The organism is Bacillus sp. ISL-4, from assembly GCF_018613275.1.
In the GTDB taxonomy this organism is placed as follows: Bacteria; Bacillota; Bacilli; order Bacillales; family DSM-1321; genus Peribacillus; species Peribacillus simplex_E.
Window position 1 is genome coordinate 1 of record NZ_JAGGQN010000006.1, and the last position, 25,127, is coordinate 25,127.

A 25,127-nucleotide genomic window follows, 5' to 3' on the forward strand; every position below is an offset into this window, starting at 1 on the left:
CTCTAAATGGGAAGGTCAATTCAACCCTCCTTCCAAAGAAGAATTAGAGCAAGTTTCTTAATATAAAAAATCCAGAGTGAAATGTCACTCTGGATTTTTTTTTGAATTAAAATGCGCTTTTTTTTCCGATTGACGATCAAGAAGCTGCAATCGGAAGAGAAAGCGTTGACATCATCGTTTTCATGGAATGTTTCACATCGGTAAAAGCTCTCGATGACTGTAAACCCTGTATCCTTCATTCAAGTTGAGTAGGGATATGGAGGTAAGTATTTCTTGAGGCGTCTTTCCGGATATCAAAATATACCCAAGCTCATAAAATAGTTTACCTCCACACCGAATCATTTCCTCTTGTTCCCAGAAAATCAGATGATTTTCGTTTTTATCACGGTCATGTGTTGTGAAAATGAAGGGTCCTTCAGGTTTTAAAATACGGTTGATTTCTTTTAAAGCCAATGTGCGGTTTTTTTGCTGGGAAATTTGCATTAAACCATTAAAAGCGAAGATTGCTTTTTCGAATGATGAGTTGTTGAAAAGGGAGGTTCGTTGCATCGCCAAGGATAAAGGGTATGTCCACGTTATATTCATGGCTATTTTTTCGGCTTCAGTAATCATGTCAGGTGTTAGATTGATGCCCGTTATATTATGGAATCCTTTTTTATATAGTGTGAAGGTGGTTCTTCCTGTACCGCATCCATATCAAGGATTGCATTATCCTGATATAAACATTTTTCGAATGGGCATATCTCTCTGATTGCCATAGACCTAATCTTTTAGTTGCATCAGGGGAAGCGTTCCCCTTGAAAAGAATAAATGATAAAAGCTTTTTTAACTTTATCCATGATCAATTCCTCCAATTCGATATTTTTTACTGTAATAGGGATATTCATTTGGGTTAATATGGATTTTATGTTTCGCATTATTTACACGATGCTGATGATGATTAATATTGGGGGCTATATAACTTACGTGAAAACCCAAAAGTTTGATAAAATAACATTATTGATTGAGAGCTCGGAGGGGGTCAGGTTATGAAAAATGATAGCAATGATATCTTTTATATGTATATGCAGGCTTCCGAACGGTTTGTCCTTTTTAATGGACTCAATTTTCGTGAATTCGTCTATTCGCTGCCATATACCTTGGATTCCATCTTATTATTGAAACATCAATTCGATGGTGGGGAATACAATTTGAATGTCCTGCTAGAGAGCGCTTCATCTGAGGATATTGCGAAGCTCGTTAAAGAAAATGTTCGGGCATATGGAGATTTCTGTTGGGTCGATTTTGAAGAGGCGGAAGGACTGGATGAATTGGATGGAAGGGAATTAGCGGAACTTTTATATTTAAGACACGCTAAAACCCATCTGAGTCCCCCGTTTTTCCGTAAATTGAATAATCAATTTGTGTACCTTGCCCAGGATGATGGCTGGTTCAATAAAATTTATTTTCGTTCTCTTTCGACCTATTATATGATGTTAGGAAGCCTGATTCCGCTAAAGCTGGAGCCATTAAAAGTAGAGAGGACGTGGCTAGGAATCAGAAAGAAAAAAGAGCTGACGGCGATTCCAGCAGAAATCATTTCTTCCTTGGCTCATATTCTGGCTGAGGGGCTCGCTTTTTCCTTTCGTGATGTTAAGTATACAAGAACGAAAATTGAGATACCTGCATGGGTCGTAGGGGATTATTTAAATATGGATGAGATGCATGATGACTTTTTGGATAGAGATATTAATGAGCCCGATGCCTTTATTATCTTCAATCGAAAAGAAAAGGTATGGGAAAGCGTTATTAAAAATACATCGTCCTCCTGATGATCTTAACTTCAAAGGTTCGCGGATTGGATTATTTGACATCCTCGAATTTTTTAGGTGTAAGACTTACCATCTCATGCATAAAAGATAAGAGAGGGCGACCCACAGGACGTGGCGGTTTTATCCCGTGTAGTAATCATTGGAAAATAACCAATGATGGAAGTTTCGCTTTACCCCGCATTAACAGGCTGTAGGGCAGGCCGATGAAAGATGTAACAAAAAAGAAATGTGGAGGTCTAACAGCCTGTAAATGCCCGATTGGCTCAACTAACCATCATTGGTAAAGCTCGAATGATGGAAGTTTCGCTTTATCCGTTTTAGTGTAAAGTGATACAATGAACATGGTTAAAAGAATATTGGAGGGTAATAACTCATGAAAACTAAACTTGGTTTGCTTTATGGTGGAAAATCTGCGGAGCATGAGGTTTCTATGCAGACGGCTTTAGCGGTCATTAAAGCTCTCGATTTAGCAAAATTTGATATATATCCGATTTACATAACAAAAGAGGGTTCATGGATTAATGGACCAAAGTTAACAGGACCTGCCGAGAATGTGGAGGCTTTGACATTTTCACCGGATAAATCGAGCTCGCCTCTTGCCTTGCAGGCACATTCAACTGATGAAAATAGTGAATCAACAGGGTATGACGTAATTTTCCCATTGCTTCACGGACCGAATGGAGAAGATGGAACCGTACAAGGGATGCTGGAACTATTGAATCTCCCTTATGTAGGCAATGGCGTTTTAGCTTCATCAGCTGGAATGGATAAGGTTATCATGAAAAATATTTTTGCCCAGGCAGGACTTCCTCAAGTGAAATACACTTGGTTCATTCGTTCTGAATGGGAGAAAAATACTGAAAGTGCCATTAAAAAGGTAGCGGATGATATTGGGTACCCATGTTTTGTTAAACCTGCCAATTTAGGCTCGAGTGTCGGTATCAGCAAATGTAATGATGCTGATGAACTGGAAAAAGCGGTAGCGGAAGCTTTTCAATTCGATCGGAAGATCATCATTGAGGAAGGAGTCGTTGCTCGTGAACTAGAGTTTGGTATTCTCGGTAATGATGAACCGTCTTGTTCAGTGGCAGGCGAAATCATCCCTAAGAAGGATTTTGCCTTCTATGATTATTCAGCAAAATATGTAGACGGTAATTCAGCGATGGTCATTCCAGCGGAGATATCGGAAAGCGAGTATGCAACTTTATCCGAAATGGCCATTGCTGCCTTTAAGTCATTGGATTGCTCTGGATTGGTTCGCGCTGATTTCTTCTTAACGAATGAGGGGCAAATCTATATTAATGAAGTGAATACAATGCCTGGGTTTACTCCTTTCAGCATGTTTCCGTTATTGTGGAAGCACACAGGTGTCGACTATCCAGCGCTAATTGAAAAACTCGTGAAACTTGCCTTGGAACGTCATCAGGAAAAACAACAAATCAAATATACAGTTTGATCATGCAAGTAATGTAGCAGTAAACTTCACAATCCATCAAACGTTGTTTTGATGGATTCCAATCAGCAGGAACCGGTGCAATTTAAACTGGTTTCTGCTTCGTTTGGTTATTGGAAGTAGAGAGCGATTAATGGTTCGATGAATGTGGGAGGAACAAAATGATAAAGAGAACGTTAAAACAAGTACATGAAATGGCAGAGGGATTAAATGATATCAGTCCATTCCAGTCCAAAGGAATTAATGGGGTTACCATCGATTCAAGAACAGTTAAGGAAGGATGTTTGTTCATTCCGCTAAAGGGTGAGCAGGTTGACGGCCATCAGTATGTCAAGCAAGCTTTAGCGCAAGGAGCTGCTGCTTCTTTTTGGCAAAGGGATGTTCCGAATCCTCCTAATGATTTACCGATAATCATTGTCGAAAATACCGAGAAAGCGCTACAGCAATTGGCGCGTTCTTACCGTCAGCAGTTGAATATAAAAGTCATTGGGATAACAGGAAGCAACGGTAAGACGACAACGAAAGATATGACGGCTGCGTTGCTGGCCACTACCTATAAAGTCCATAAGACCATTGGAAACTTCAATAATCATTTAGGTTTACCACTAACGGTGCTTTCTATGGATGAGGATACTGAAGCGGCTGTTTTGGAAATGGGAATGAGCAGCCGCGGTGAAATTGAGTTCTTATCCAAAATGGCAAAGCCTGATGTAGCGATCATTACCAATATCGGTGAATCACACTTATTGGATTTAGGATCACGCGAGGAAATCGCGAATGCAAAGTTGGAAATTGTCGAAGGTTTGGCGAAAGATGGGACGCTGATATATCATGGCGATGAACCATTGCTTCGCAATCGCATAAAGGATTTTTCTGATTTAAACGTAATATCTTTTGGACGTACGGAACAAAATGATTTATATCCACAGACCATAAGCCAAGGGGCAGACAGTACCGAGTTTACAATCGCAAGTGGTGAAAAGGAGATCAATTATGAGATACCCGTATTAGGCAATCATAATGTTCTTAATGCATTGGCTGCCATCTTGGTTGCTAAAGAATTCAATGTGGATGATTCATCGATCCGTAAAGGTCTGTCAACCATTCAGTTAACTAATATGAGGATGGAATTGGTCGAAGGCGCAAAAGGGCAGAAAATCATCAATGATGCGTATAATGCCAGTCCAACTTCAGTTAAGGCAGCAGTGGAGTTGGTTGAGGGATTATCTGGATTCGAGAAAAAGATCCTTGTATTGGGAGACATGTTGGAGTTAGGGCCACAGGAAAAAGACTTTCATTTGAAAATTGGTGAATTGATTTCCAATGAGCGGATTGATAAGATCTTCACGTTTGGTCCTTTAGCTGAGTTTATTGCCAAGGGAGCGAGCAAGTCTTTTTCATCGGAGCAGGTTCGTCCTTTTCAAGATAAGCAGGAGCTTATAGAGGAACTTAAGTCTTCTACACAGGGAAATGACATCATTCTCGTTAAAGCATCCAGGGGCATGAAGCTGGAGGAAGTCGTTCAAGCCCTACAAAAATAAAAAGCGTAGAAAGTTGGCCGTTTCTTTTTGAAACGGCCTTTTTTTCATCGTACCTAAAAAAGTGTCCCTGCAATAATGCAGATGTCATCGTTAATCACTGAATGCCTCATCCTTGAGACCAAAAGTTCCTGAAGAAGGTCATTTGTATCGAGATGGACATTTTCAATGAATTCCCTCTCGATATTGTCAGACCGGTCAAAGGCGGAAGGAATGGGCGTTTTAGAGAGTCCATCTGTATAGATGATGAAACGGCTTCCCGGTTCATAATGAAAGACTATTTTTTTTATGGGCAATTTGGGAATCAGTCCGCTTGGGGCGGCCCCTTCGTTTAAATTGAGAATTTGGTTGGTGCATGGGGAATACAAAAAGGCTGAAGGAAGTCCGTAGTTCACATATTCGATGAGTCGATCCTTTGTATTCACATATGCTATGAAAGCTGTAATGCGAGCATGGCTTTTGTTTTCCCGATTAACTCCTTGAAATAGGTCCCGCATATGTTTGTCCAGTTCCTCTGTTATGAAAATGGGGTCTTTTACACGTTTGATTAGGTCGGGCATCATAGTCCGTATGGACATGTTTATAAGTGCTGTATGGTTGCCATTTCCGAATACATCGATCATTATGAAGCCGTATATCCTGTCATCAACCTCCGTCCAGTAAAATAAATCCCCTGACAGTTCACTCGAAGGCTGGGAAAGACCTTTGACTTCTATATCTTCATTATTGATCGGCAAAGGTAAATTTGAAAGTTGAATGCCCTTTGCAATTCGCAGGCTCCTTGCTGATTTTTGGTGTATCTTTTCAAACTCTTGCCCCTTCATTTTTGCCGAAAACAGTTGCATGCTGATATTTTTGAGTGATTTTAATTTAATCCTGATTTCTACTGAATCGGCAGGGACCGCCATGGTTTCATAAAAGGTCTTTTCTGGTAAAACCGAGGGTATCTCCATTCCTAAAGAGCGTTTGTAAATGAATAAGATAGGGATTTCGTGAGATTCAGCTAAGGCAAACAAAGAAGTTTGCTGCCAAGAATCTTTTGATATGTGTAAAGGTAAAATAAATAATGATTTCATTAAGTCCGTTGAATCCAAGAATAGATGACTTTGATTGAGTGGATCCTCCAAAAAGGTGACATTCTTGTTCATTTTCTTTAAGATTCGACCAAGATCCTTACATAAAGGAACATCTATTGTGAATATATTCATATAACCCCCCGTTGTTTTGTTGATAGGTCAATCATACTGCATTTAGGCTTATTTACTATAAATTTCGAGTGAAAAGATGGGATTTTCGAAAACTAAATGATTCCATATACCTGTAAATTCAAAGTGGATTCATAATAAGTCCTTTCTTTTTCCTACGGGGGTACCGTGGATGGTGGCCATTCATTCGAACTAATCCTTCCTGAAAAAGGTTTGTTGAAACTATTTGATTTACACACATATCATGTATAGATGTTCGTTTTGCAAAGCATTTAAATGGATACAGTAAGTGGTTGGAATGGTCTCATCCTAAAACAGGACTAGGTTACTGAAATCCTCCTAACTGGATTTCTGAAACCGACTGGAACGTTCTTTAAAGGGAAAAACCTTAGGCAAACTCGCTTTCTTCCGAATTTGTCTGCAGTCTTAAATCCACTTACGCATGAATGGATTTAGTAACTAAGGTAATCCTAGTGATGAATAAATCAGGCTGCACAATTATCAGGTGGGACTATCCAATTTCCTCGTATTAGAAACGATCTAAAGTTTTTAGTAACTCTGAATGAGGCGATATCCTTTATTGCATTAACAGTTTGAAAATGGTAATATGAGTATGAGTTTAAATGTCTTATCATTGATGATTATTTAAATTAATCAGGTTGAGGCAACAAAATTGTATGTTCTTACATGTTTCATGAGTTCATTCTTGAGATTATTTTAGATTAAATAGGCCGCGCGTCTGGTCATATATAAAAGCTGCATCTCTTGGCGGCTTTAGTAGCTATTAGGGAATAAAGCCGCATTTAAGCGCTTTTCCACTTCTGCAAATCCTCAACGCACCGGGCCTGTTTTGTATAAGAATCTTGGCTCTCGTCAAGTTTTGTTCACACAGCCTTTTTAAGTCTGATGAATAATAGGTGCAGCAGCCCTCACCTGAATAAAACGGTGAAACACCCGTTTATGCTACTTTTAATTTTCCATATTGAATTTAATTTTGGTTACATGTACTTTTAAAAAGATGAGCGTATGTAAATGATAAGTCTACACGTGCGCGAAGTTAAAAATGCCGGTGAATGTCCGTACTGGTATATTTCCTTTTTAAAAAATCATATTGAGTTCATTTGAACTAAAAGGCAGACATACTTTTAGGTGATAATGATAAACTTTTTATAAGAGATAAAGAAGAACATCCGTCATGATGATGAGGATTTGAACTAAAAACATCTGTGCATGATCCATGAATGCACGTGTAAATTTACGATATAAAAAGGAGTACGAAAACATTGACATTGTTTAGCGAATTAGGTTTAGATAGAACGTCCATGAAATCAATAGAAAAAATGGGATTTGAGGAAGCGAGTCCGATTCAATCCCAAACGATACCTCTAGCACTTGAAGGTAAAGATATCATTGGTCAAGCGCAAACGGGAACAGGTAAAACAGCGGCATTTGGTATTCCATTGATGGAAAACATCGATATTAATAACGAAAACGTGCAAGGGATTGTCATTGCACCTACACGTGAGCTTGCGATTCAAGTTTCCGAGGAACTTTTCAAGCTTGGTTACGGAAAACGCGCTCGTGTACTTGCAGTTTATGGTGGACAAGACATCGACCGTCAAATCCGTGCTTTAAAGAAAAAACCACATATTATCGTTGGTACGCCTGGTCGTCTTTTAGACCATATCAAACGTAAAAATATTAAATTAGGCGGAGTTCACACTGTAGTTCTTGATGAAGCGGATGAAATGCTTAACATGGGATTCATTGAGGATATCGAATTGATCCTTTCAACTGTTCCTGACGAAAGGCAAACATTGCTTTTCTCAGCTACAATGCCTGATCCAATCCGTAAAATTGCTGAAAGATTCATGCAGGAACCCGTTCTTGTGCGTGTGAAAGCAAAAGAAATGACAGTGGATCGTATCGAACAATATTACTTGGAGTTAAAAGAAAGTGAAAAGTTCGATACACTGGCACGTCTTTTCGATATTCAAACACCGGATCTTGCCATCGTCTTCGGACGTACGAAACGCCGTGTGGATGAATTGGCTTCTGCATTGAATATCCGCGGTTATATGGCTGAAGGCATTCATGGTGACCTTAGCCAGGCAAAACGTCTATCCGTTTTGAAAAAATTCAAAGAAGGAAACATCGATGTACTTGTCGCTACTGATGTGGCTGCACGTGGACTTGATATTTCCGGCGTAACTCACGTATACAACTTTGATATCCCTCAAGATCCGGAAAGCTACGTTCACCGTATTGGACGTACAGGACGTGCGGGTAAACACGGTATTGCCATTACGTTTGTAACACCAAGGGAAAGAGGCCAACTGCATGCGGTTGAACATACAACGAAAAAACGTATGGAGAAACTTAAGACTCCAACGTTGACTGAAGCGTTGGAAGGTCAACAAAAAGCAGTAACGGAAAAAATCCTTACTGCAATCGAGAATGATGATTTATCATTATACCTTGGTCAAGCGGAAGAATTACTACAAAAACATAGCGCGGCGGATTTAGTGGCAGCCATGCTTAAATCAATGACAAAAGAACCGGATCAAACGCCAATCAAGTTAACGGAAGAATCTCCATCTCCAATGCGTCGTAATCGCGGAGGAAGCAGTTCTTCTAGTAACAGACAGCGCAATGGCCGCAGTTCTTCAGGCAGAAAAGATTACGGTAGCGGATCAAGTAAACGCCCAAGCACGAACCGTAAATCGAATGGTTACGGAAACCGTAGCACGAGCCAAAAAAGAGAAAAATCAAATAAGATTTAATTGAATTGGAAATGCCGCTCAATTGAGCGGCATTTTTTTATGTGCATCTCCAATGCTATGGTATCCGAATGGTAAAGGTTTTTTGTGGAATGCCCAAAGGCTTTGTTTGAAAAGGGGTTAATTTCCAGTATTTAATTATAGTATAATGGATGAAAGCAAGGATGGATGATGATGATTCAATTAGCATTACCTGTCCGGAAGAGGAGAAGCACATGGAACCTGAAAAACGTATATCGAATAAGGCCTTGACCGTGTGGAAAATCAGTGGTCTTATAAGCTGTTCAATAACCTGGATTATAAGCATCGCCGTACTCGTGCTTACAATCATTTTTGATTGGACATATTGGGTGTTTGGAGCGTTGATCATAATTTCGATAATCCAATCCTATCTGGCCATCTTTCTGATTCCGTCGGTGAAATGGAAGAGGTGGCGTTACGAAGTAAGAAATACTGAAATTGATATCCAAAGTGGTATTTTCGTCATTAAAAGAACACTCATCCCCATGATAAGGGTTCAGCATGTTGAAACGAAGCAAGGGCCATTATTAAGAAAATACGATTTAGCCTCCGTTGAAATTTCCACTGCAGCGACCCTTCATGTTATCCCTGCCTTGGACCTTGCAGAGGCAAATGAATTGAGGCATTATATTTCAAGAATGGCAAGTGTGGAGGAAGAAGATGTCTGATCCTAAAAGGCTGCACCCCATAGCTGTATTGCTTAACATCATAAAATCGATTAAGGAGTTAGTCATCCCTTTTTTGTTAGTGGTCGTCATTCCTGGGAAGAATGAAGGGATTCCTGGATGGATACAACCGCTGGTCATAGCCATTATTATACTTTTTATTATAGGTAATGCATTCCTTCAATGGTTGCGCTTTACATATCGCATGGAAGAGAGAGAATTCAGAATTGAGTCCGGGGTATTCGTAAGGAAGAAACGGTATATAAAGTTTGATCGGATTCATAGCATAGATATTTCAGAGGGCATCATCCAGCGGATATTCAGCCTGGTGAAGTTGAATATTGAAACGGCAGGCGGGTCTCAGGCTGATGCCGTATTATCAGCCATAAGCAAAAGTGATGCAGATCGAATCAATGCTTTTATTAGTGAGGAAAAAAATGCGAATAATCCTTTTGTTATAGATAAAGATGAAGTAGCGGATAATGAATATGCAGCAAAATCGTCTTCCGTTTTTAAGCAGACGCTGCCGCAACTATTCGTTATGGCTGCCACTTCGGGAGCGGTAGGTGTCTTCCTATCTGGAGCAATCGCATTTATTTCACAGTTCGATGAAATGATACCTTTTGAGAGGATATTTAAGGATTATGATGATTTTATTGAAATGGGGACCATCATTCTGACCTTATTTGCCCTAGTAGCTTTATTGGTGGTTTATGTACTGGCCACATTAAGCATGGTAATTAAATATGCTTCCTTTACCGTGATAAAAACGGATGAGGAAATCGTTATTTCCAGAGGGATTCTCGAGAAAAGACAGCTGACAATCCCTATCCATAAAATACAAGGTATCCGGATCATGGAGAATTTGATTCGAAAGCCATTGGGATTGGCGACGGTTTATATTGAGTATGCGGGAGGCAGTGTGGAAGATAAAGAAAGTCTATCGATCATGCTGTTCCCTTTAATCAGGAAGAAGCATTTACATGAAAAAATCCTGGAAATTTTACCGGTTTATGAGACAACCACTGAGATGACACCGATACCTAAGCGTGCACTTTCCCGGTATGTGTTTCGTAAGTTTCTATACTTCATCCCAATCATAGGTGCCTTGGTATGGTTTTTCAGACCTTGGGGTTATCTTTCCCTTTTGCTTGTACCGTTGGCGATTTTTTGGGCTTTCATGCAATATAGAGATGCAGGATGGAGCATAGAAGGGAATTTGTTGCTATTGAGCAGCCGTTTTTTCTCAAAGCAAACATTAATCATGCAGAGAAGCAGAATTCAATCAATCACATATAAAAAAAGTTGGTTTCAGAATCGAAAAGAATTAGCTACGATTTCAGCATCGATTAAATCAGGAATCAATTCCCGGGTCGGCGTGGTTGCTGATGTGGAAGAAAAGGATTGCCTAATAATTAAATCATGGTATTTACCTAAAAAAGCAGTCGACTCCCAATGATTTAAAGGAAGAGTCGGCTGTTTGTCCTACCATTTTTTTCTTAAGTATAATGGAGCTGTTAAAAAGCCGGTTGCCAGTCCAGCTAAATGACCGACAACGTTGATCTGCGGTTGAATGAAGGTCATGATAACGGCAATTCCGGTCAGTGTATATACTGTATTTCTTTCGTTGTTCGTAAAATTGGTTTTATTGAACATGACAAGATATAGAAAGAATCCGAGTAAACCAAAAATTGCTCCGCTAGCACCTACGTGGTTATATGTCAGTGGGTTAATTAGGAAGGTTGCGATATTGGCAAGGAGCCCTGTCGATAAAAAGAAGATTGAAAACTTGACGGTGCCAAGTAATTTCTCTAGGAATGGACCAAAGATGGCAAGGGAGAATCCATTAAACAGTAAATGTGTAAACGTGCTATGTAGAAAGATGGGGGTGATTAAACGCCACCATTGTCCATCAGCGATGTATAAGTTAACACCTGTGCCATAATAAAAGAGTACATTGCCGGGAAATGTGGGGAAAAGGACGAGAACGAATACAATCATCATAATGAGTATGAGCACAGTTACAGCTCGATATGAATTTGCGTATTCGCGGAAGCCTTCTGTTCTTGTAAACATAAATTCCTCCTTATTATCGTTTTTAATTAGATACAATAGTATCATTTTCAGGTAAAAGAGTCCTCCTAATGATATGCAACCTATTAAATGAATAGAAGAGGTGTCAAAGTGATTAAAGGTATAGGCGTGGACATTACTGAGTTGGATAGAATGGAAACATTGATTAATCGGCAACCCCGTTTAAAGGAGCGTATATTAACAGAAAGTGAAATCTTGATTTTCGAAAAGTTAAATGGAAGAAGGAAGGTCGAGTATTTTGCTGGGCGTTTTGCGGCAAAGGAGGCTTTTTCAAAAGCGAACGGTACAGGGATCGGTAAGCACTTATCCTTTTTGGATATTGAAATCATCTCGGATGATAAAGGAAAGCCGGTGATTTCGAAGCCGTTTTCTGAAGGGGTCCATCTTTCGATTAGCCACAGCAGGGATTATGCGGTTGCGCAAGTCGTAATCGAAGGGTGAATGGAGTTTTGTCCAATCGGGTCATAAACCTTAAGGTTGTCTCATATACATTTAGTGCTATAGGGAGACAAGGCCCGGTAAAAGGTACATGGCAGAGTAGGTGCTCTCGAAAAGTTTTTAGTCGGATCTTAAAATTGGTCCGTGTCTAAAATACTGAGGAATCTAAGACATCAGTCGAGCCAATGTCCGGATCCTGCCTTTTCCTCTCCCTTTTACGTTCAAATGACAAAAAGGGGTTGAAAAGATGAAGAAGATGGTAATGCTTTTTGCAGGGATCATGCTCTTGCTTGCTCTTTCTGCTTGCGGCCAAAAATCACAGAGTGACGTAGTGAGTGAATTGAATGAGAAGCTTGGCGAAATGAAAGGATATAAAGCTAACGCGAAGATGACATTAAAGATGGGGACGGAACCTCAAGTGTATAATGTGGAGATTTGGCATAAGGACCCCTCTTTTTACCGCGTGAATCTGAAAAATGAAGAGAAGGATCAAAGCCAGATGATATTGAAAAATGATGATGGTGTATATGTTTTGACGCCAGCTTTGAATAAAAGTTTTAAATTTCAAAGCGAGTGGCCGGAGAACAGCAGTCAGGCCTATTTGTTCGAGTCGTTGGTGAAAGACATTACGGAAGATAAAAGTGCGACATATAAAGAAACGGATAAACATTATGTCTTTGAAACGAAAACGCGCTACCAAAACAATAAAATGTTGCCATATCAAGAGATTACTATAAACAAAAAGGATTTATCTCCAGTCAGTGTGAAAGTCATGGACCCCGATAAGACTGCATTGGTTCTTGTTGAATTCTCAAAAGTTAAATTCGATACGACATTTGATAAAGATTCATTTGATATGAAGAAAAACATGACAAGTGCACAACTTGAAGCTCCTGTTATGGCGGAAGTCCAAAATGAGGGGTTTGCGGTGAAATACCCTGAAAATATTGGTGATATGAATTTAACGGAAGAAAAAGAAATTACGACGGAAAAGGGAGAACGAGTCGTTTTGACCTATGAGGGTACAAAAAGTTTTACATTGGTACAGGAAAAAGCTGAGGTGGTTCAAACATCCGTTTCGACGAATGTGAATGGAGAACCGGTTGACTTGGGTTATACTGTCGGAGCCATGACAGGAAATACGATTGCATGGACTTTTGAAGGTGTCGATTATATGCTTGCATCAAAGGATTTGACACAGGAAGAAATGATAGAAGTCGCCCGTTCGGTTGGGGAAGATCCAGTCAAATAGGATTACATAACAAGCTGATGTTTCCCGTCTCCTTATGAAGGTTTCTTCTAGGTAGGATAGGCGGGGAAGCAGCTTGTTGACATTTTTAATCCTTCCATTTGATTTAGACTGGCAGCTGGGTAAAATAGAATCAAGGTGAAAAAGCACTTTATATTTCTAGCGGTTGGTTATAGAATGGTCCTATAATGAAACGAAAACTTCGCTATGGGAAGAATCTTATTGTGAGTGTAGGAAAGAAGGAAAAGGTCTTGGAAACGAAAACATTTCATCGAGATACATGGGCAGAAGTAAATTTGGATAATATTTTCGAAAATATTTCTTCAATGAAAAAAAGTTTAAGGAAAGGTGTTAGTCTCTTCGCTGTCGTTAAAGCGAATGCTTATGGACACGGGGACTATGAAGTGGCTAAAACGGCGCTTGAAGCGGGGGCAGATTTTTTAAGTGTCGCTTTTTTGGATGAAGCTCTCGCCTTGCGGAAAAAGGGAATATTGGCTCCGATTCTTGTACTTGGGGCATCGAGGCCTGAAAGTGCAGCGCTTGCTGCCGAGTATGGGATTTCCTTGACGGTTTTCGATGTAGCATGGTTGGAGAAGGCAAAGGATTTGTTGAAACCGGGACAAGTTTTGCAAATCCATGTAAAAGTGGATAGCGGCATGGGGAGAATCGGTATTCGAGATAAAGGCCAACTCATGAAAGTGGAAAGTTTGCTTGAGAGGGGAGCTTGTTTCAATTTCCAAGGGATATTCACTCATTTCGCGACGGCGGATGAAATAAAGACTGACTTTTATGAAGCGCAGCTTGCTTTCTTTAAAGGGATGCTTTCCGAATTGACCAGAAAGCCGGAATATGTTCATGCAGCCAATAGTGCAGCTTCTTTAAGGTTCACCGATCCTGAATGGAATGCAATAAGAATGGGGATTTCCATGTATGGTTTGAGTCCTTCCATGGAGATGAAGCCGATATTGCCATTTCCATTAAAACAGGCTATATCATTGAGAACGAAGATGGTCGCGGTTAAACTGCTTGCCAAGGGTGAAAGCGTTAGTTATGGGGCGACTTATACGGCTGAAGGTGATGAATGGATTGGGACTTTGCCAATCGGTTATGCTGACGGCTGGATCCGTAAGCTGCAAGGTCAGGAAGTTCTTGTGGATGGAAAAAGAGTGCCCATAGTCGGAAGGATTTGCATGGATCAATGCATGATCAAGCTTCCTGGACCATACCCTGTAGGAACAGAGGTTACATTAATGGGGAATGATGGGGATGAATCAGTTACTGTTGATGAGATAGCGGCAAAACTGGAGACAATCAACTATGAGGTAACATGTATGATCGGAGCAAGAGTGCCCCGCATATATATTAAAGACAATCAGATGAATCATGTACGCAATTTCATCTTGGAATGACCAGATTGTAAAAAAATCCTAAGATTGTGAATAAGATTTCCTTTATTATGCTGATAATAAGATTTAGAATAGAATATACTCTTTGCAGATAGGCAATTTAATGGTAATATTGAAAAGGATATATAATAAAGGTGTGTAGTGATGGTGGAGGTGTATGTTTGTGTCTGAATCCAGCGCAACAAGAGAGATATTAATTCGATTACCTCAAAATTTTTTAACAGAGTTAGATGGGTATGCGAGTGAGGAAAATGTGAATCGCAGTGAATTTATTTATCGTGCCACAAAAATGTATCTTCGCGAACGTAAAAAGAAAGAGTTTCGTGAATCGATGAAACGCGGTTATATTGAAATGGCGGCCATTAATTTAACGATTGCTTCTGAAGCCTTCCAGGCTGAATTCGAGGCTGGTCATTGCGTTGAACGATTAGTTAGCGGAGGCTGAGCCATTGATTGTTGTTAAGCGTGGTGACGTATACTTCGCAGACCTTTCCCCGGTGGTTGGTTCAGAGCAGGGTGGGACCCGTCCGGTACTAATTTTACAAAACGATATTGGTAATCGCTTTAGTCCGACTGTGATCGTGGCAGCCATTACAGCTCAAATTCAAAAAGCGAAATTGCCTACACATGTTGAGATTAATGCAAAAAAGTACGGATTCGAGCGGGATTCCGTCATTTTATTAGAACAGATCCGGACAATTGATAAGCAGCGTTTAACTGATAAAATTACGCATCTTGACGAACCGATGATGCAAAAAGTCAATGAAGCTTTACAAATTAGTTTAGGCCTCATTGAGTTTTAAAGAAAATTTTTCCCGTTAAGCCGGGCGTTATTATAATACAAATCATTCTTGATGCTATTTTAGATGGCACGATTCCTCCAAATGTGGGAATCGTGTTTTTTTTTGTGAAATAACATGAACATATGTCCAAAAAGTATCAGCAGGAAATATGAAAAAATTGACGAATAAAAACATTATACAGTTAGATATTGAATCGAACGTTCATTGTTTTTTATAGTACCTCCCTAACTTTTCTTTAATTGATGTTTTTCTTAGCTGAATTTTGGGTATGTAGTTATGTTGTAAATACCTAAAAAAAGAAAAGTGTAGTTGGGAATCTCGAAGAAAATCCAGATGGGAATAAGATTACAGTTAATTAACATCCTTGTGACGAGGACGGGGAAACATAGCAATTGTGTTAGAATGGGAGGATATTATGAATCAATTGGTTTACGATTTTATTAAGCAAAATCAAGATTACATCCTTACTGAGTGGATGGGCATCATGAAGGAAAGTACGGACGAAAGATTAATTAAAGTCGTCTCAGATCGAATGTTCACGCAAACGAGCGGTGAATTTATAGATATGATTATCACGAACGTTGATAGTAAAAACAAGGAATTCACATTGAAGCTTTCTGATTTTGCCGAGAAAGTCGTCCAATTGGGATGGCCTCTTACTTTCGTCAATGAAGGACTTCATAAATTCACTTTAATTGTCATTAATGGAATGGTGGAAAAGGGTCTGGTTACTCCTGATAATCAAGTCAATCTTGTTAACCATTTGGATAAATGGGCCACACCGATAAATAATGAAATAGTCAATATATATACTCAAACTTGGGAAAGAACGGTTTCCATGCAAAAAATAGCGTTGCAAGAACTTTCGGCTCCGCTCATTCCTGTATTGGAAGGCATTACGGTAATGCCGCTGGTTGGTACGATTGATACGGAACGTGCCAAACAGATAATGGAAAACTTGTTGACTGGCGTGGTTAAGCATAGATCTGAAGTTGTTCTTATCGATATAACGGGTGTGCCGGTCGTGGATACGATGGTTGCCCATCATATCATTCAAGCTGCGGAAGCGGTCCGATTGGTGGGCGCCAAATGTATACTTTGCGGCATCCGCCCTGAAATAGCCCAAACCATCGTTAATCTTGGAATTAATTTAAACGAAGTGATTACAAAAAATACGTTAAAAAAAGGGATAGAAGTTGCGTTGGAATTAACGAGCCGTAAGATCGTAAAGGTGGAGGGATAAGTATGAGGATTCCGATATTAAAGCTTTATGACTGCTTGTTAGTCTCTATACAGTGGGAATTGGATGATGCGACAGCTCTTCAATTTCAAGAGGATTTACTGCATAAGATTCATGAAACAAGCGCGAATGGCGTTGTTATAGATATTACCTCAATAGATTTTATTGATTCTTTTATCGCAAAGGTATTAGGCGATGTCTTTAGCATGTCTAAGCTTATGGGGGCCAAAGTTGTAATTACGGGAATCCAGCCAGCTGTTGCAATAACATTAATTGAACTGGGAATTAGTCTCGATGATGTTCTGACAGCATTAGACTTAGAGAAAGGCCTGGAGAAATTACAACAGGAATTGGGGGATTAAAGAATGGAGTTCCAATCCTGCGTAAAAATCATAAATGAATGGGACATCGTAGCTGCAAGGCAGCTCGGAAGAAATGTCGCTAAAGAGTTGGGGTTCGGTACTGTAGACCAGGCCAGGATCACGACGGCCATTAGCGAATTGGCCCGAAACATATACCTATATGCTGGACAAGGCAGTGTTAGCATAGAAAAGCTAAATATAAATGGGAAGTCAGGATTGAAAATCATTGCAGAGGACCAAGGGCCGGGAATTGAGGATATCCGCAGAGTCATGGAAGATGGATATACCACCTCGGGGGGACTGGGCGCAGGCCTTCCTGGAGCCAAACGTTTAATGGATGACTTTGATATCGAATCGATACCAGGTGAAGGGACTAAGATTATCGCTACGAAATGGCTCCGTTAGGGGGGGGACTATGGACATTAGAGAGAACATGGAGAAAAAGTATCATGAGGCGCTTTCTACCTATCTTAAAGACCAAAATGAGCAGGCACTCTACCAAGGGCAAAAGATTAGCCGCCTACATATCAAATACAATATATCTCCAGAAGAAATCATCAGTATGCATAAAAATAACTTGATGGAACTTTACCCGGAATTACCGGGAAAAGTATTGGATTCTTTCGATTTTCTGCTAGAAGTCATGATGGGCTACGGCATTGCATACCGTGAACATCAAAGCCTTAGACATCAGCAGCAGGAACTGAAAACGGAAATCGAGATAGCGGCAAACGTTCAACATACTCTTTTGGAAACGAAGATTCCTGATATCAAAGCTCTTGAAATAGGAGTGATCAGTGTTCCGGCGAGGCAGATGAACGGGGATTACTATCACTTCGTCCAAGATGAAAATGAGCGGATAGGGGTAGGGATAGCCGATGTCATTGGAAAGGGGATCCCTGCTGCGTTGTGCATGTCGATGATCAAATATGCGATGGACAGTCTTCCGGAGCATCGTCATGAACCGAATAGTGTGCTTGAGAGTTTGAACCGTGTTGTGGAGCATAATGTGGATCCAAGCATGTTCATAACCATGTTCTATGGCTTATATGATCCGCATGACAGGCAATTTTCCTATGCTTCTGCCGGACATGAACCTGGTTTTTACTATGACGCCGCAACGGGTACTTTTAGCGATTTGGATGCAAAGGGCTTGTTGCTTGGCGTTGATAAAAAAACAAGGTATCGCCAATATGAAAAAACGGTGAATCATGGAGACATGATCATTTTATTATCTGACGGAGTAACGGAGTGCCGGACGAATGATGGGTTCATAGAAAGGGAAACACTTATTGGTTTCATTAAAAAGAATATGCATTTGCAAGCCCAGGAAATGGTGAATAATATATATAAACAATTGGAGAAAATGCAGAACTTCCAACTGAGGGATGATTTTACATTAATAATTTTAAAATCAAATGTTTAGTATTTTTTCTGCTGGGTATAGATATAGAAATGAAGAGGATTTGAAGAGGTGGGTCATTGATGAATATAACTGTAGATGTTAATGAATTAAATTCTGAATTTATTGTAAAACTTAAAGGTGAAATCGATGCATATACTGCACCGAAATTAAGAGAATCACTATTTCCGATTTCGGAGCAGGATAATGTTTCGATTACTATTGATTTAACTGAAGTTTCTTATATGGATAGTACGGGACTTGGGGTGTTTGTCGGTGCTTTTAAAAGCGTAAGGGCACATAATGGCGAATTCACTTTAGTTGGCTTATCAGAAAGGTTACGACGTTTATTTGATATAACAGGTCTTGCAGATATCATTGATATAAAAAGTGGTACAGAGGGTGGGTTAGAATGAGTCAAGTATATGATTACATCGAAATGAAAATACCTGCAAAACCAGAATTCATCGGTGTCATTCGTTTAACGCTTTCTGGGATAGGAAGCCGGATGGGATTTGCGTATGATGAAATTGAGGATTTGAAAATCGCTACAAGTGAGGCTTGTACAAATGCGGTACAGCATGCATATAAAGATTCTGAAAAAGGTGAAGTGAAAGTAAGTTTCGGCCTTTATCCTGACCGCTTGGAGGTCATGGTTTCTGATAGTGGTAAGAGCTGTAATTTCGAAGAGGTTCGTCAAGGAATCGGTCCATACGAAAATGGACAAAAAGTCGAACTTTTGAGAGAAGGAGGCTTGGGTCTCTACCTTATTGAAACTCTGATGGATGATGTGAAAATTCATCAGCATGATGGGGTTACAGTATTTATGACTAAGTTTTTAGAAGGAGAGCAGGTGGAGATGGATGCAAAAACAGTCTCAACCTAACCAGGCACAAAGAGAACAGGTAAATGAATGGATTAGAGCTTACCAGCAGAATCAAGATGAGGAAGCACAGAGCAATCTAGTCATCCATTATAAAAGTTTGGTTGAAACAATCTCCCGTAAATATGCGAAAGGGAAATCATTTCAGGAGGATATCTCCCAAGTCGGCATGATTGGTTTGTTAGGTGCCATTCGACGATATGATGAATCTTTCGGTAAGAGCTTTGAGGCATTTGCTGTCCCTACTATAATCGGCGAAATCAAAAGGTTCCTGCGTGACAAAACATGGAGTGTCCATGTGCCAAGGAGAATTAAGGAACTTGGTCCGAAAATCAGGGTGACTGTCGAGGAATTAACTACAACTCTGCATCGTTCACCAAGAATAGATGAAATAGCCGATAGTATAGGCGTGACTGAAGAAGAAGTTTTAGAGGCGATGGAAATGGGAAAAAGCTATCAAGCTTTATCCGTGGATCATTCTATTGAGGCGGATTCTGATGGCGGTACTGTCACATTGCTTGATATATTCGGGAATGTCGATGAAGGTTTTGAAAAGGTCAATCAGAGACTTGTACTTGAAAAGGTGCTGCATGTGCTGAGTGACCGTGAAAAGATGATCATTCAACATACTTATTTAGAGAATTTAAGTCAGAAAGAAGCGGGCGATAAACTTGGGATTTCCCAAATGCATGTGTCAAGGCTCCAACGCCGCGCGATCAAGAAACTTCAAGAAGCCATTAATGCTGAAAACTCGGAGTTAATTCAGTGATCAAAGATATTCTGAGGGGAGAAAAAATAGAAGTCCTTGTCTCTCAATCGTCTAAAAACGGGATGGTTTACTGTGGTGATGATTACTTTTTTCTTCATACGAAAGAATACTTTGTCTGTGTACTGGCAGATGGTCTGGGCAGCGGGAAAAATGCTTACGATTCCTCCCATGCCGTCATCGAGGAAGTTAAACGTAATCATGAGTTGGATGTCGACTCACTAATGGCCGTGTGCAATCAAGTTTTAATCGATAAACGTGGAGCAGCCGTTTCCATTTTGAAGATTTTTTATGACAAGAATGAATTTGTATACAGTTCAGTTGGTAACATCCGCTTTTTCCTGTATAATCCAAGTGACGATAAACTCGTTTATCCTTTACCTGTTACAGGGTATTTATCAGGAAGGAAACAGAAATACAGGACGCAGAGATACAAATATGAACCAAATGCAAAATTCATTCTTCATTCCGATGGTTTAGAACTTAAGGGAGCTAAAACTTTTTTGAAAAGGCTGGTCCCTATCGATAAGAACGCCCAATGCATATTAAAAAGCAGTCCATTAACTGCAGATGATACAACTTTCATTTTAGGAAGCTTACTTTCGCCGTAGTTCGGAAGTGAGCTTTTTTGTATGGAATTCGCAACTTCATCTCTCATTTGCTAGACTATATATATCAGATCAAAACGTTGGAGGTAAACATAATGATCGTCGTAGAAGATACATTAAAAGAATTGATTAAACAAATATCAAATGAGCTAACTTTGAAAAATCATCAAGTCCAAAACGTCATACAGATGCTTCAAGAGGGTAATACTGTCCCCTTTATTGCGCGGTATAGAAAAGAAATGACGGGTTCACTTGATGAAGTGCAGATTCGTTCCATTATGGAAAGATGGAACTATTTAGAAAACCTTGGCCAGAGGAAAGCGGAAGTTACGCGTTCGATTGGTGAACAGGGGAAATTGACGGAAGAATTAACAAGACAAATCGAAAAAGCGACAAAACTGCAGGAAGTCGAGGATTTATACAGGCCATTCAAACAAAAAAGGAGAACGAAAGCAACAGTCGCTAAAGAAAAGGGTCTTGAACCATTGGCTAATTGGCTTTTGGAATGTCAATTGCATGCCCGAGTTAGCGAAAAAGCTGCAGAATTCATATCGGCAGAAAAAGAAGTTTCATCTATTGAAGAGGCTATTACAGGAGCGCAGGATATCATAGCTGAACATATTTCCGATGATGCAGAATTAAGGAAGTGGATAAGGGCTGAAATTTTCAAAGCTGGAAAAGTGGTTTCAACTGTGAAAAATGAAGAGAAGGACGAGAAAAATATCTTCGAGATGTACTATGAATATGAGGAGCCGGTTCAAAGAATTGTACCACATCGGGTGTTGGCGCTGAATAGAGGTGAAAAGGAAGAGGTTTTACGAATCTCCATTCATCCTCGGACTGAAATAATCATTGGTCATCTGGAACGGAAAATCATTAAAAACAACAAATCTGAAGCCCAAGTTGTTCTTAAATCTGCGATTGAGGATGGACTCAAACGTTTGATCATGCCTTCTGTAGAACGGGAAATCAGAAAAGAGCTGACGGAAAAGGCTGAGGATCAAGCTATCCATATTTTCTCTGAAAACCTCCGGAACCTGCTCTTGCAGCCCCCGCTTAAAGGGAAAGTGGTCCTAGCCTTAGATCCGGCATATCGGACTGGGTGTAAGTTGGCTGTCATCGATGAAACCGGAAAGGTACTCGATATCAGTGTAATCTATCCGCATCCTCCTGCTGCGAAGCTTAATGCTTCCCGTGAAAAAACGATCGAAATACTTCAGCGGTTCTCGGTTGAGATCGTGGCAATCGGCAATGGTACGGCATCACGTGAATCAGAGCAATTCATTGCAGATATTATAAAAGAAGTGAAGGGGAACATTTCATATATAATTGTTAATGAAGCGGGAGCCAGCGTGTATTCAGCCTCGGATATAGCCCGTGAAGAGTTTCCGAATCTTCAAGTAGAACAGAGAAGCGCAGTTTCGATAGGCAGGAGGCTTCAAGATCCCCTTGCCGAACTTGTTAAAATTGACCCCCAATCCGTGGGGGTAGGTCAGTATCAACATGATGTGTCCCAGAAAAAGTTAACGGAATCTCTCACCTTTGTAGTGGAAACAGCTGTTAACCAAGTGGGAGTGAATGTCAATACCGCTTCATCGTCTCTATTACAATATGTAGCTGGTTTATCAAAATCGGTTGCTCAAAATATTGTGAAGAAAAGGGAAGAGGAAGGGAAGTTTTCAAGCAGGAAGCAATTAAAGAAAATTCCCCGGCTTGGTGCCAAAACATATGAACAATGTATAGGGTTCCTACGTATCATTAATGGAGATGAACCTTTGGATCAAACCGCGATACACCCTGAGAACTATAGTGCCGTGAATAAATTATTAAAGAAAATGGGGTTTACATCTGAGGATTTAGGCAGTGATGCATTGAATGAAGAGTTGGGTAAACTAAATCCGGCTGATTTGGTCGATGAATTGGAAATTGGGGAAATCACGATTAAAGATATCATAGATGATTTGATGAAACCGGGAAGAGATCCTCGCGATGAATTATCAAAACCACTGCTTAAGCAGGATGTACTAAAAATGGAGGATCTGCAAACTGGGATGGAATTACAAGGTACAGTGAGGAATGTTGTGGATTTCGGTGCGTTTGTGGACATCGGTGTCAAACAGGATGGACTGGTACATATCTCCAAACTGAGCAACCGGTTTGTAAAACACCCATTGGATGTAGTTGCCGTTGGGGATGTTGTGACGGTATGGGTCGAACTGGTTGACCCCAAAAAGCAAAGGGTATCTTTAACGATGCTCGAGCCCAAGGATCAAAACTAGCCTATGGTAAGCTCCTTCTATATTAGAAGGGGTTTTTTTGAAGCGATGTATTTATATTTGGGGCACAGTTGAATCTATACCCTGAGACTTTCTTTCTTTTGATAAAAAAACCAACATTGATTCAACATCTTCACTTGATAATAATCCTTTTCATAAAAGGCTTTACGGATTTGATTCTGGAACCAATTAGGCATAGCTTTTCCTCCCTTAGTTTCCTATTGTATTATTAGTCTATGTTATAATGGGTTGTCATGTTACCAAAGAAAGGGAGGGGGAAATGGATAATCGGCAATTGCAAAAACTAGTAGAAGAAATTTCGATGAAAGACTTTAAAAAGGCCTTTAAACACAAAGCCAGTTTTAATCCACGTCTCCGAACAACAGGAGGACGATACCTGCTCCGTTCACACAATATAGAAATCAATAAGAAGTATCTTGATGAACGCGGGGTGGAAGAAATGATTGGAATCATTAAGCATGAATTGTGTCATTATCATTTGCACATTGAGAAGAAAGGGTACCAGCATCGTGATGCGGACTTTAAGCATTTACTCAAAAAAGTGGGGGCACCAAGATTTTGCGAGCCGCTGCCATCTAACCAATTAAAGAAAAAGATGAATACTATTCAATATAAATGTGAAGACTGTCAGCAGGTATATATAAGAAAAAAACGAATCGACACTAGCCGTTTCGTGTGTGGTAAATGTCGTGGATCATTGATTTATCAAGGGTTTAAGGAGTGAATAACAAAAATATAAAAAAACATAAAAGAACTCTTGACTTTAAGTTGTAACCTCTTTATAATCATAAGAGTCGACAAGATAACAACTTGTCTTAACGACAAACACTAAGGTCCTTGAGCGTGAAAAAGGAACCCAATTTTTATTATTCCGCAGTAGCTCAGTGGTAGAGCATTCGGCTGTTAACCGAACGGTCGTAGGTTCGAGTCCTACCTGCGGAGCCATTTTTTTGGGGAAGTACTCAAGAGGCTGAAGAGGCGCCCCTGCTAAGGGTGTAGGTCGCGTAAGCGGCGCGAGGGTTCAAATCCCTCCTTCTCCGCCAGTTACATATTTTATCAAGGCCCATTGGTCAAGCGGTTAAGACACCGCCCTTTCACGGCGGTAACACGGGTTCGAATCCCGTATGGGTCACTTTCATATACATGATCATAATGCTGGTCCCGTGGTGTAGCGGTTAACATGCCTGCCTGTCACGCAGGAGATCGCGGGTTCGATTCCCGTCGGGACCGCCATTTTTAAAAAACACTTGCTAAAATAATGTTATTGTGATATAATATTATTCTGGCTGTTAATTAGTAATTGTTTATTGGGCTATAGCCAAGCGGTAAGGCAACGGATTTTGATTCCGTCATGCGAAGGTTCGATCCCTTCTAGCCCAGCCATTTTATTTAGAGCCATTAGCTCAGTTGGTAGAGCATCTGACTTTTAATCAGAGGGTCGAAGGTTCGAATCCTTCATGGCTCACCATTTATTTTCGCGGGTGTGGCGGAATTGGCAGACGCACCAGACTTAGGATCTGGCGCCGCAAGGCGTGGGGGTTCAAGTCCCTTCACCCGCACTGATATTTTCTTCTTGACATCAAGTTGAAAAGGTGTTAAACTTACAAAGTCGCTTTCGCGGTCGTGGCGGAATGGCAGACGCGCTAGGTTGAGGGCCTAGTGGGGGAAACCCCGTGGAGGTTCGACTCCTCTCGGCCGCACCAATAACATCATAGAAATTAGCGCCCGTAGCTCAATTGGATAGAGCATCTGACTACGAATCAGAAGGTTGTAGGTTCGACTCCCGCCGGGCGCACCATATTTTACGGGAAGTAGCTCAGCTTGGTAGAGCACTTGGTTTGGGACCAAGGGGTCGCAGGTTCGAATCCTGTCTTCCCGACCATTCTTTCTTAAAATATTTCGAAATTAAATGCGGGTGTAGTTTAGTGGTAAAACCTCAGCCTTCCAAGCTGATGATGAGAGTTCGATTCTCTTCACCCGCTCCATTATTGCTCTTTGAAAACTGAACAAAACAAAGCGCCAACGTTAAATTTTAAGTGAGCACACACTATCAAAAAAGCAAATGAGCAAGTCAAACATTTCTTCGGAGAGTTTGATCCTGGCTCA

Annotated in this window: 24 protein-coding genes, 11 tRNA genes and 1 pseudogene; 32 read left to right on the forward strand and 4 right to left on the reverse strand. The window is 40.3% G+C overall.

Translation table 11 applies throughout. The annotated features are described in order from the left end of the window. Positions 1 to 192 precede the first annotated feature (192 nt). Positions 193 to 684, reverse strand: a pseudogene (locus J7J00_RS03270) (class I SAM-dependent methyltransferase); the annotation flags it as partial. A gap of 344 nt (positions 685 to 1,028) precedes the next feature. On the opposite strand from J7J00_RS03270, the gene J7J00_RS03275 reads away from it, so the two are divergent. The 3 genes from J7J00_RS03275 to J7J00_RS03285 all read left to right on the forward strand — a co-directional run bounded on the left by J7J00_RS03275 (position 1,029) and on the right by J7J00_RS03285 (position 4,805). Further along, complete coding sequence (locus tag J7J00_RS03275) at positions 1,029 to 1,811, forward strand: hypothetical protein (RefSeq protein ID WP_214787435.1); 783 nt, start codon at positions 1,029 to 1,031, stop codon at positions 1,809 to 1,811. A 373-nt stretch (positions 1,812 to 2,184) separates the two neighbouring features. Further along, entirely contained in the window at positions 2,185 to 3,267 is a 1,083-nt protein-coding gene (locus tag J7J00_RS03280; RefSeq protein ID WP_214787437.1) for a D-alanine--D-alanine ligase, read from the forward strand. 158 nt (positions 3,268 to 3,425) lie between these two features. Then, positions 3,426 to 4,805, forward strand: coding sequence for a UDP-N-acetylmuramoyl-tripeptide--D-alanyl-D-alanine ligase (locus J7J00_RS03285; RefSeq protein ID WP_214787438.1), 1,380 nt, complete (start codon positions 3,426 to 3,428; stop codon positions 4,803 to 4,805). 53 nt (positions 4,806 to 4,858) lie between these two features. Here J7J00_RS03285 and J7J00_RS03290 read toward each other — a convergent pair whose 3' ends face one another. Then, complete coding sequence (locus J7J00_RS03290; RefSeq protein WP_214787441.1) at positions 4,859 to 6,010, reverse strand: PP2C family protein-serine/threonine phosphatase; 1,152 nt, start codon at positions 6,008 to 6,010, stop codon at positions 4,859 to 4,861. 1,280 nt (positions 6,011 to 7,290) lie between these two features. On the opposite strand from J7J00_RS03290, the gene cshA reads away from it, so the two are divergent. The 3 genes from cshA (at position 7,291) to J7J00_RS03305 (ending at position 10,932) form a co-directional block, all read left to right on the forward strand. Continuing rightward, positions 7,291 to 8,790, forward strand: coding sequence for a degradosome RNA helicase CshA (gene cshA, locus J7J00_RS03295; protein WP_214787444.1), 1,500 nt, complete (start codon positions 7,291 to 7,293; stop codon positions 8,788 to 8,790). A gap of 212 nt (positions 8,791 to 9,002) precedes the next feature. After that, positions 9,003 to 9,476, forward strand: coding sequence for a PH domain-containing protein (locus J7J00_RS03300; RefSeq protein ID WP_214787473.1), 474 nt, complete (start codon positions 9,003 to 9,005; stop codon positions 9,474 to 9,476). Beyond that, positions 9,469 to 10,932 (forward strand): PH domain-containing protein, encoded by a 1,464-nt coding sequence (locus J7J00_RS03305; protein WP_214787459.1) that lies wholly within the window; start codon positions 9,469 to 9,471, stop codon positions 10,930 to 10,932. Before J7J00_RS03300 ends, J7J00_RS03305 begins: the two co-directional genes overlap by 8 nt. A 26-nt stretch (positions 10,933 to 10,958) precedes the next feature. Here the strand turns inward: J7J00_RS03305 and J7J00_RS03310 are convergent, their stop codons facing one another. Continuing rightward, positions 10,959 to 11,549: a rhomboid family intramembrane serine protease gene (locus tag J7J00_RS03310; RefSeq protein ID WP_214787461.1), complete on the reverse strand. Its 591-nt coding sequence runs from the start codon at positions 11,547 to 11,549 to the stop codon at positions 10,959 to 10,961. A 108-nt stretch (positions 11,550 to 11,657) separates the two neighbouring features. Between J7J00_RS03310 and acpS the strand changes: the two genes are divergently transcribed. The 14 genes from acpS to J7J00_RS03380 all read left to right on the forward strand — a co-directional run bounded on the left by acpS (position 11,658) and on the right by J7J00_RS03380 (position 23,003). Further along, complete coding sequence (acpS, locus tag J7J00_RS03315; protein WP_053537119.1) at positions 11,658 to 12,008, forward strand: holo-ACP synthase; 351 nt, start codon at positions 11,658 to 11,660, stop codon at positions 12,006 to 12,008. Between the two features lie 244 nt (positions 12,009 to 12,252). Beyond that, positions 12,253 to 13,257, forward strand: a complete 1,005-nt coding sequence (locus tag J7J00_RS03320; RefSeq protein WP_076373138.1) for a LolA family protein — start codon at positions 12,253 to 12,255, stop codon at positions 13,255 to 13,257. Positions 13,258 to 13,442: 185 nt separating this feature from the next. Further along, positions 13,443 to 14,663 carry an alanine racemase gene (gene alr, locus J7J00_RS03325; protein WP_214787463.1) on the forward strand — a complete coding sequence of 407 codons (1,221 nt, stop codon included), beginning with the start codon at positions 13,443 to 13,445 and terminating at the stop codon, positions 14,661 to 14,663. Positions 14,664 to 14,823: 160 nt separating this feature from the next. Next, positions 14,824 to 15,105: a CopG family ribbon-helix-helix protein gene (locus J7J00_RS03330; RefSeq protein WP_034306380.1), complete on the forward strand. Its 282-nt coding sequence runs from the start codon at positions 14,824 to 14,826 to the stop codon at positions 15,103 to 15,105. Positions 15,106 to 15,112: 7 nt separating this feature from the next. Then, on the forward strand, positions 15,113 to 15,463 hold the full coding sequence (locus J7J00_RS03335; protein WP_034306610.1) for a type II toxin-antitoxin system PemK/MazF family toxin: 351 nt from the start codon (positions 15,113 to 15,115) through the stop codon (positions 15,461 to 15,463). Positions 15,464 to 15,878: 415 nt separating this feature from the next. After that, complete coding sequence (locus tag J7J00_RS03340; RefSeq protein ID WP_214787465.1) at positions 15,879 to 16,706, forward strand: RsbT co-antagonist protein RsbRA; 828 nt, start codon at positions 15,879 to 15,881, stop codon at positions 16,704 to 16,706. Positions 16,707 to 16,708: 2 nt separating this feature from the next. Continuing rightward, the gene (locus J7J00_RS03345) at positions 16,709 to 17,065 is read left to right on the forward strand and encodes an STAS domain-containing protein (RefSeq protein WP_214787467.1); all 357 of its coding nucleotides are present in this window, start codon (positions 16,709 to 16,711) and stop codon (positions 17,063 to 17,065) included. A gap of 3 nt (positions 17,066 to 17,068) precedes the next feature. Beyond that, positions 17,069 to 17,470, forward strand: coding sequence for an anti-sigma regulatory factor (locus J7J00_RS03350; protein ID WP_048682056.1), 402 nt, complete (start codon positions 17,069 to 17,071; stop codon positions 17,468 to 17,470). A 10-nt stretch (positions 17,471 to 17,480) separates the two neighbouring features. Then, positions 17,481 to 18,491 carry a PP2C family protein-serine/threonine phosphatase gene (locus tag J7J00_RS03355; RefSeq protein WP_141994006.1) on the forward strand — a complete coding sequence of 337 codons (1,011 nt, stop codon included), beginning with the start codon at positions 17,481 to 17,483 and terminating at the stop codon, positions 18,489 to 18,491. A gap of 59 nt (positions 18,492 to 18,550) precedes the next feature. Further along, positions 18,551 to 18,883: an anti-sigma factor antagonist gene (locus tag J7J00_RS03360; RefSeq protein ID WP_098372176.1), complete on the forward strand. Its 333-nt coding sequence runs from the start codon at positions 18,551 to 18,553 to the stop codon at positions 18,881 to 18,883. Next, entirely contained in the window at positions 18,880 to 19,353 is a 474-nt protein-coding gene (gene rsbW, locus J7J00_RS03365; protein WP_098372177.1) for an anti-sigma B factor RsbW, read from the forward strand. The genes J7J00_RS03360 and rsbW overlap by 4 nt, the downstream gene beginning before the upstream one ends. Further along, positions 19,331 to 20,119 carry an RNA polymerase sigma factor SigB gene (gene sigB, locus J7J00_RS03370; protein ID WP_034306363.1) on the forward strand — a complete coding sequence of 263 codons (789 nt, stop codon included), beginning with the start codon at positions 19,331 to 19,333 and terminating at the stop codon, positions 20,117 to 20,119. Before rsbW ends, sigB begins: the two co-directional genes overlap by 23 nt. Further along, a complete protein-coding gene (locus tag J7J00_RS03375; protein ID WP_309487129.1) occupies positions 20,116 to 20,727 on the forward strand; it encodes a SpoIIE family protein phosphatase in 612 nt (203 codons plus the stop codon). The genes sigB and J7J00_RS03375 overlap by 4 nt, the downstream gene beginning before the upstream one ends. A gap of 92 nt (positions 20,728 to 20,819) precedes the next feature. Next, positions 20,820 to 23,003, forward strand: coding sequence for a Tex family protein (locus J7J00_RS03380; protein WP_214787469.1), 2,184 nt, complete (start codon positions 20,820 to 20,822; stop codon positions 23,001 to 23,003). A 74-nt stretch (positions 23,004 to 23,077) separates the two neighbouring features. On the opposite strand, the gene cmpA is transcribed toward J7J00_RS03380, so the two are convergent. Next, positions 23,078 to 23,197, reverse strand: a complete 120-nt coding sequence (cmpA, locus tag J7J00_RS03385) for a cortex morphogenetic protein CmpA (RefSeq protein WP_098372179.1) — start codon at positions 23,195 to 23,197, stop codon at positions 23,078 to 23,080. An 83-nt stretch (positions 23,198 to 23,280) separates the two neighbouring features. On the opposite strand from cmpA, the gene J7J00_RS03390 reads away from it, so the two are divergent. The 12 genes from J7J00_RS03390 (at position 23,281) to J7J00_RS03445 (ending at position 25,006) form a co-directional block, all read left to right on the forward strand. Then, entirely contained in the window at positions 23,281 to 23,745 is a 465-nt protein-coding gene (locus J7J00_RS03390; RefSeq protein ID WP_214787471.1) for a SprT family protein, read from the forward strand. 146 nt (positions 23,746 to 23,891) lie between these two features. Next, positions 23,892 to 23,966: transfer RNA gene (locus J7J00_RS03395), tRNA-Asn, on the forward strand. A 7-nt stretch (positions 23,967 to 23,973) separates the two neighbouring features. After that, positions 23,974 to 24,064 (forward strand) — tRNA-Ser (locus J7J00_RS03400). Positions 24,065 to 24,081: 17 nt separating this feature from the next. Beyond that, positions 24,082 to 24,153 (forward strand) — tRNA-Glu (locus J7J00_RS03405). A gap of 25 nt (positions 24,154 to 24,178) precedes the next feature. Beyond that, a tRNA-Asp gene (locus tag J7J00_RS03410) sits at positions 24,179 to 24,254 on the forward strand. Between the two features lie 75 nt (positions 24,255 to 24,329). Beyond that, positions 24,330 to 24,404, forward strand: a tRNA-Gln gene (locus J7J00_RS03415). A gap of 9 nt (positions 24,405 to 24,413) precedes the next feature. Next, positions 24,414 to 24,489: transfer RNA gene (locus J7J00_RS03420), tRNA-Lys, on the forward strand. A 9-nt stretch (positions 24,490 to 24,498) separates the two neighbouring features. Further along, a tRNA-Leu gene (locus tag J7J00_RS03425) sits at positions 24,499 to 24,580 on the forward strand. A 58-nt stretch (positions 24,581 to 24,638) separates the two neighbouring features. Then, positions 24,639 to 24,724 (forward strand) — tRNA-Leu (locus J7J00_RS03430). A gap of 18 nt (positions 24,725 to 24,742) precedes the next feature. Continuing rightward, positions 24,743 to 24,819: transfer RNA gene (locus J7J00_RS03435), tRNA-Arg, on the forward strand. A 7-nt stretch (positions 24,820 to 24,826) separates the two neighbouring features. Further along, positions 24,827 to 24,903: transfer RNA gene (locus J7J00_RS03440), tRNA-Pro, on the forward strand. A 29-nt stretch (positions 24,904 to 24,932) separates the two neighbouring features. Beyond that, positions 24,933 to 25,006: transfer RNA gene (locus J7J00_RS03445), tRNA-Gly, on the forward strand. The last annotated feature ends 121 nt before the right edge of the window (positions 25,007 to 25,127 follow it).

Coding starts and splice junctions, on each gene's coding strand:
- J7J00_RS03275 (WP_214787435.1), top strand. CDS start 1,029: ATGAAAAATGATAGCAATGATATCTTTTATATGTATATGCAGGCTTCC.
- J7J00_RS03280 (WP_214787437.1), top strand. CDS start 2,185: ATGAAAACTAAACTTGGTTTGCTTTATGGTGGAAAATCTGCGGAGCAT.
- J7J00_RS03285 (WP_214787438.1), top strand. CDS start 3,426: ATGATAAAGAGAACGTTAAAACAAGTACATGAAATGGCAGAGGGATTA.
- J7J00_RS03290 (WP_214787441.1), bottom strand. CDS start 6,010: ATGAATATATTCACAATAGATGTTCCTTTATGTAAGGATCTTGGTCGA.
- J7J00_RS03300 (WP_214787473.1), top strand. CDS start 9,003: ATGGAACCTGAAAAACGTATATCGAATAAGGCCTTGACCGTGTGGAAA.
- J7J00_RS03305 (WP_214787459.1), top strand. CDS start 9,469: ATGTCTGATCCTAAAAGGCTGCACCCCATAGCTGTATTGCTTAACATC.
- J7J00_RS03310 (WP_214787461.1), bottom strand. CDS start 11,549: ATGTTTACAAGAACAGAAGGCTTCCGCGAATACGCAAATTCATATCGA.
- J7J00_RS03320 (WP_076373138.1), top strand. CDS start 12,253: ATGAAGAAGATGGTAATGCTTTTTGCAGGGATCATGCTCTTGCTTGCT.
- alr (WP_214787463.1), top strand. CDS start 13,443: ATGAAACGAAAACTTCGCTATGGGAAGAATCTTATTGTGAGTGTAGGA.
- J7J00_RS03340 (WP_214787465.1), top strand. CDS start 15,879: ATGAATCAATTGGTTTACGATTTTATTAAGCAAAATCAAGATTACATC.
- J7J00_RS03345 (WP_214787467.1), top strand. CDS start 16,709: ATGAGGATTCCGATATTAAAGCTTTATGACTGCTTGTTAGTCTCTATA.
- J7J00_RS03350 (WP_048682056.1), top strand. CDS start 17,069: ATGGAGTTCCAATCCTGCGTAAAAATCATAAATGAATGGGACATCGTA.
- J7J00_RS03355 (WP_141994006.1), top strand. CDS start 17,481: ATGGACATTAGAGAGAACATGGAGAAAAAGTATCATGAGGCGCTTTCT.
- J7J00_RS03360 (WP_098372176.1), top strand. CDS start 18,551: ATGAATATAACTGTAGATGTTAATGAATTAAATTCTGAATTTATTGTA.
- rsbW (WP_098372177.1), top strand. CDS start 18,880: ATGAGTCAAGTATATGATTACATCGAAATGAAAATACCTGCAAAACCA.
- sigB (WP_034306363.1), top strand. CDS start 19,331: ATGCAAAAACAGTCTCAACCTAACCAGGCACAAAGAGAACAGGTAAAT.
- J7J00_RS03380 (WP_214787469.1), top strand. CDS start 20,820: ATGATCGTCGTAGAAGATACATTAAAAGAATTGATTAAACAAATATCA.
- cmpA (WP_098372179.1), bottom strand. CDS start 23,197: ATGCCTAATTGGTTCCAGAATCAAATCCGTAAAGCCTTTTATGAAAAG.
- J7J00_RS03390 (WP_214787471.1), top strand. CDS start 23,281: ATGGATAATCGGCAATTGCAAAAACTAGTAGAAGAAATTTCGATGAAA.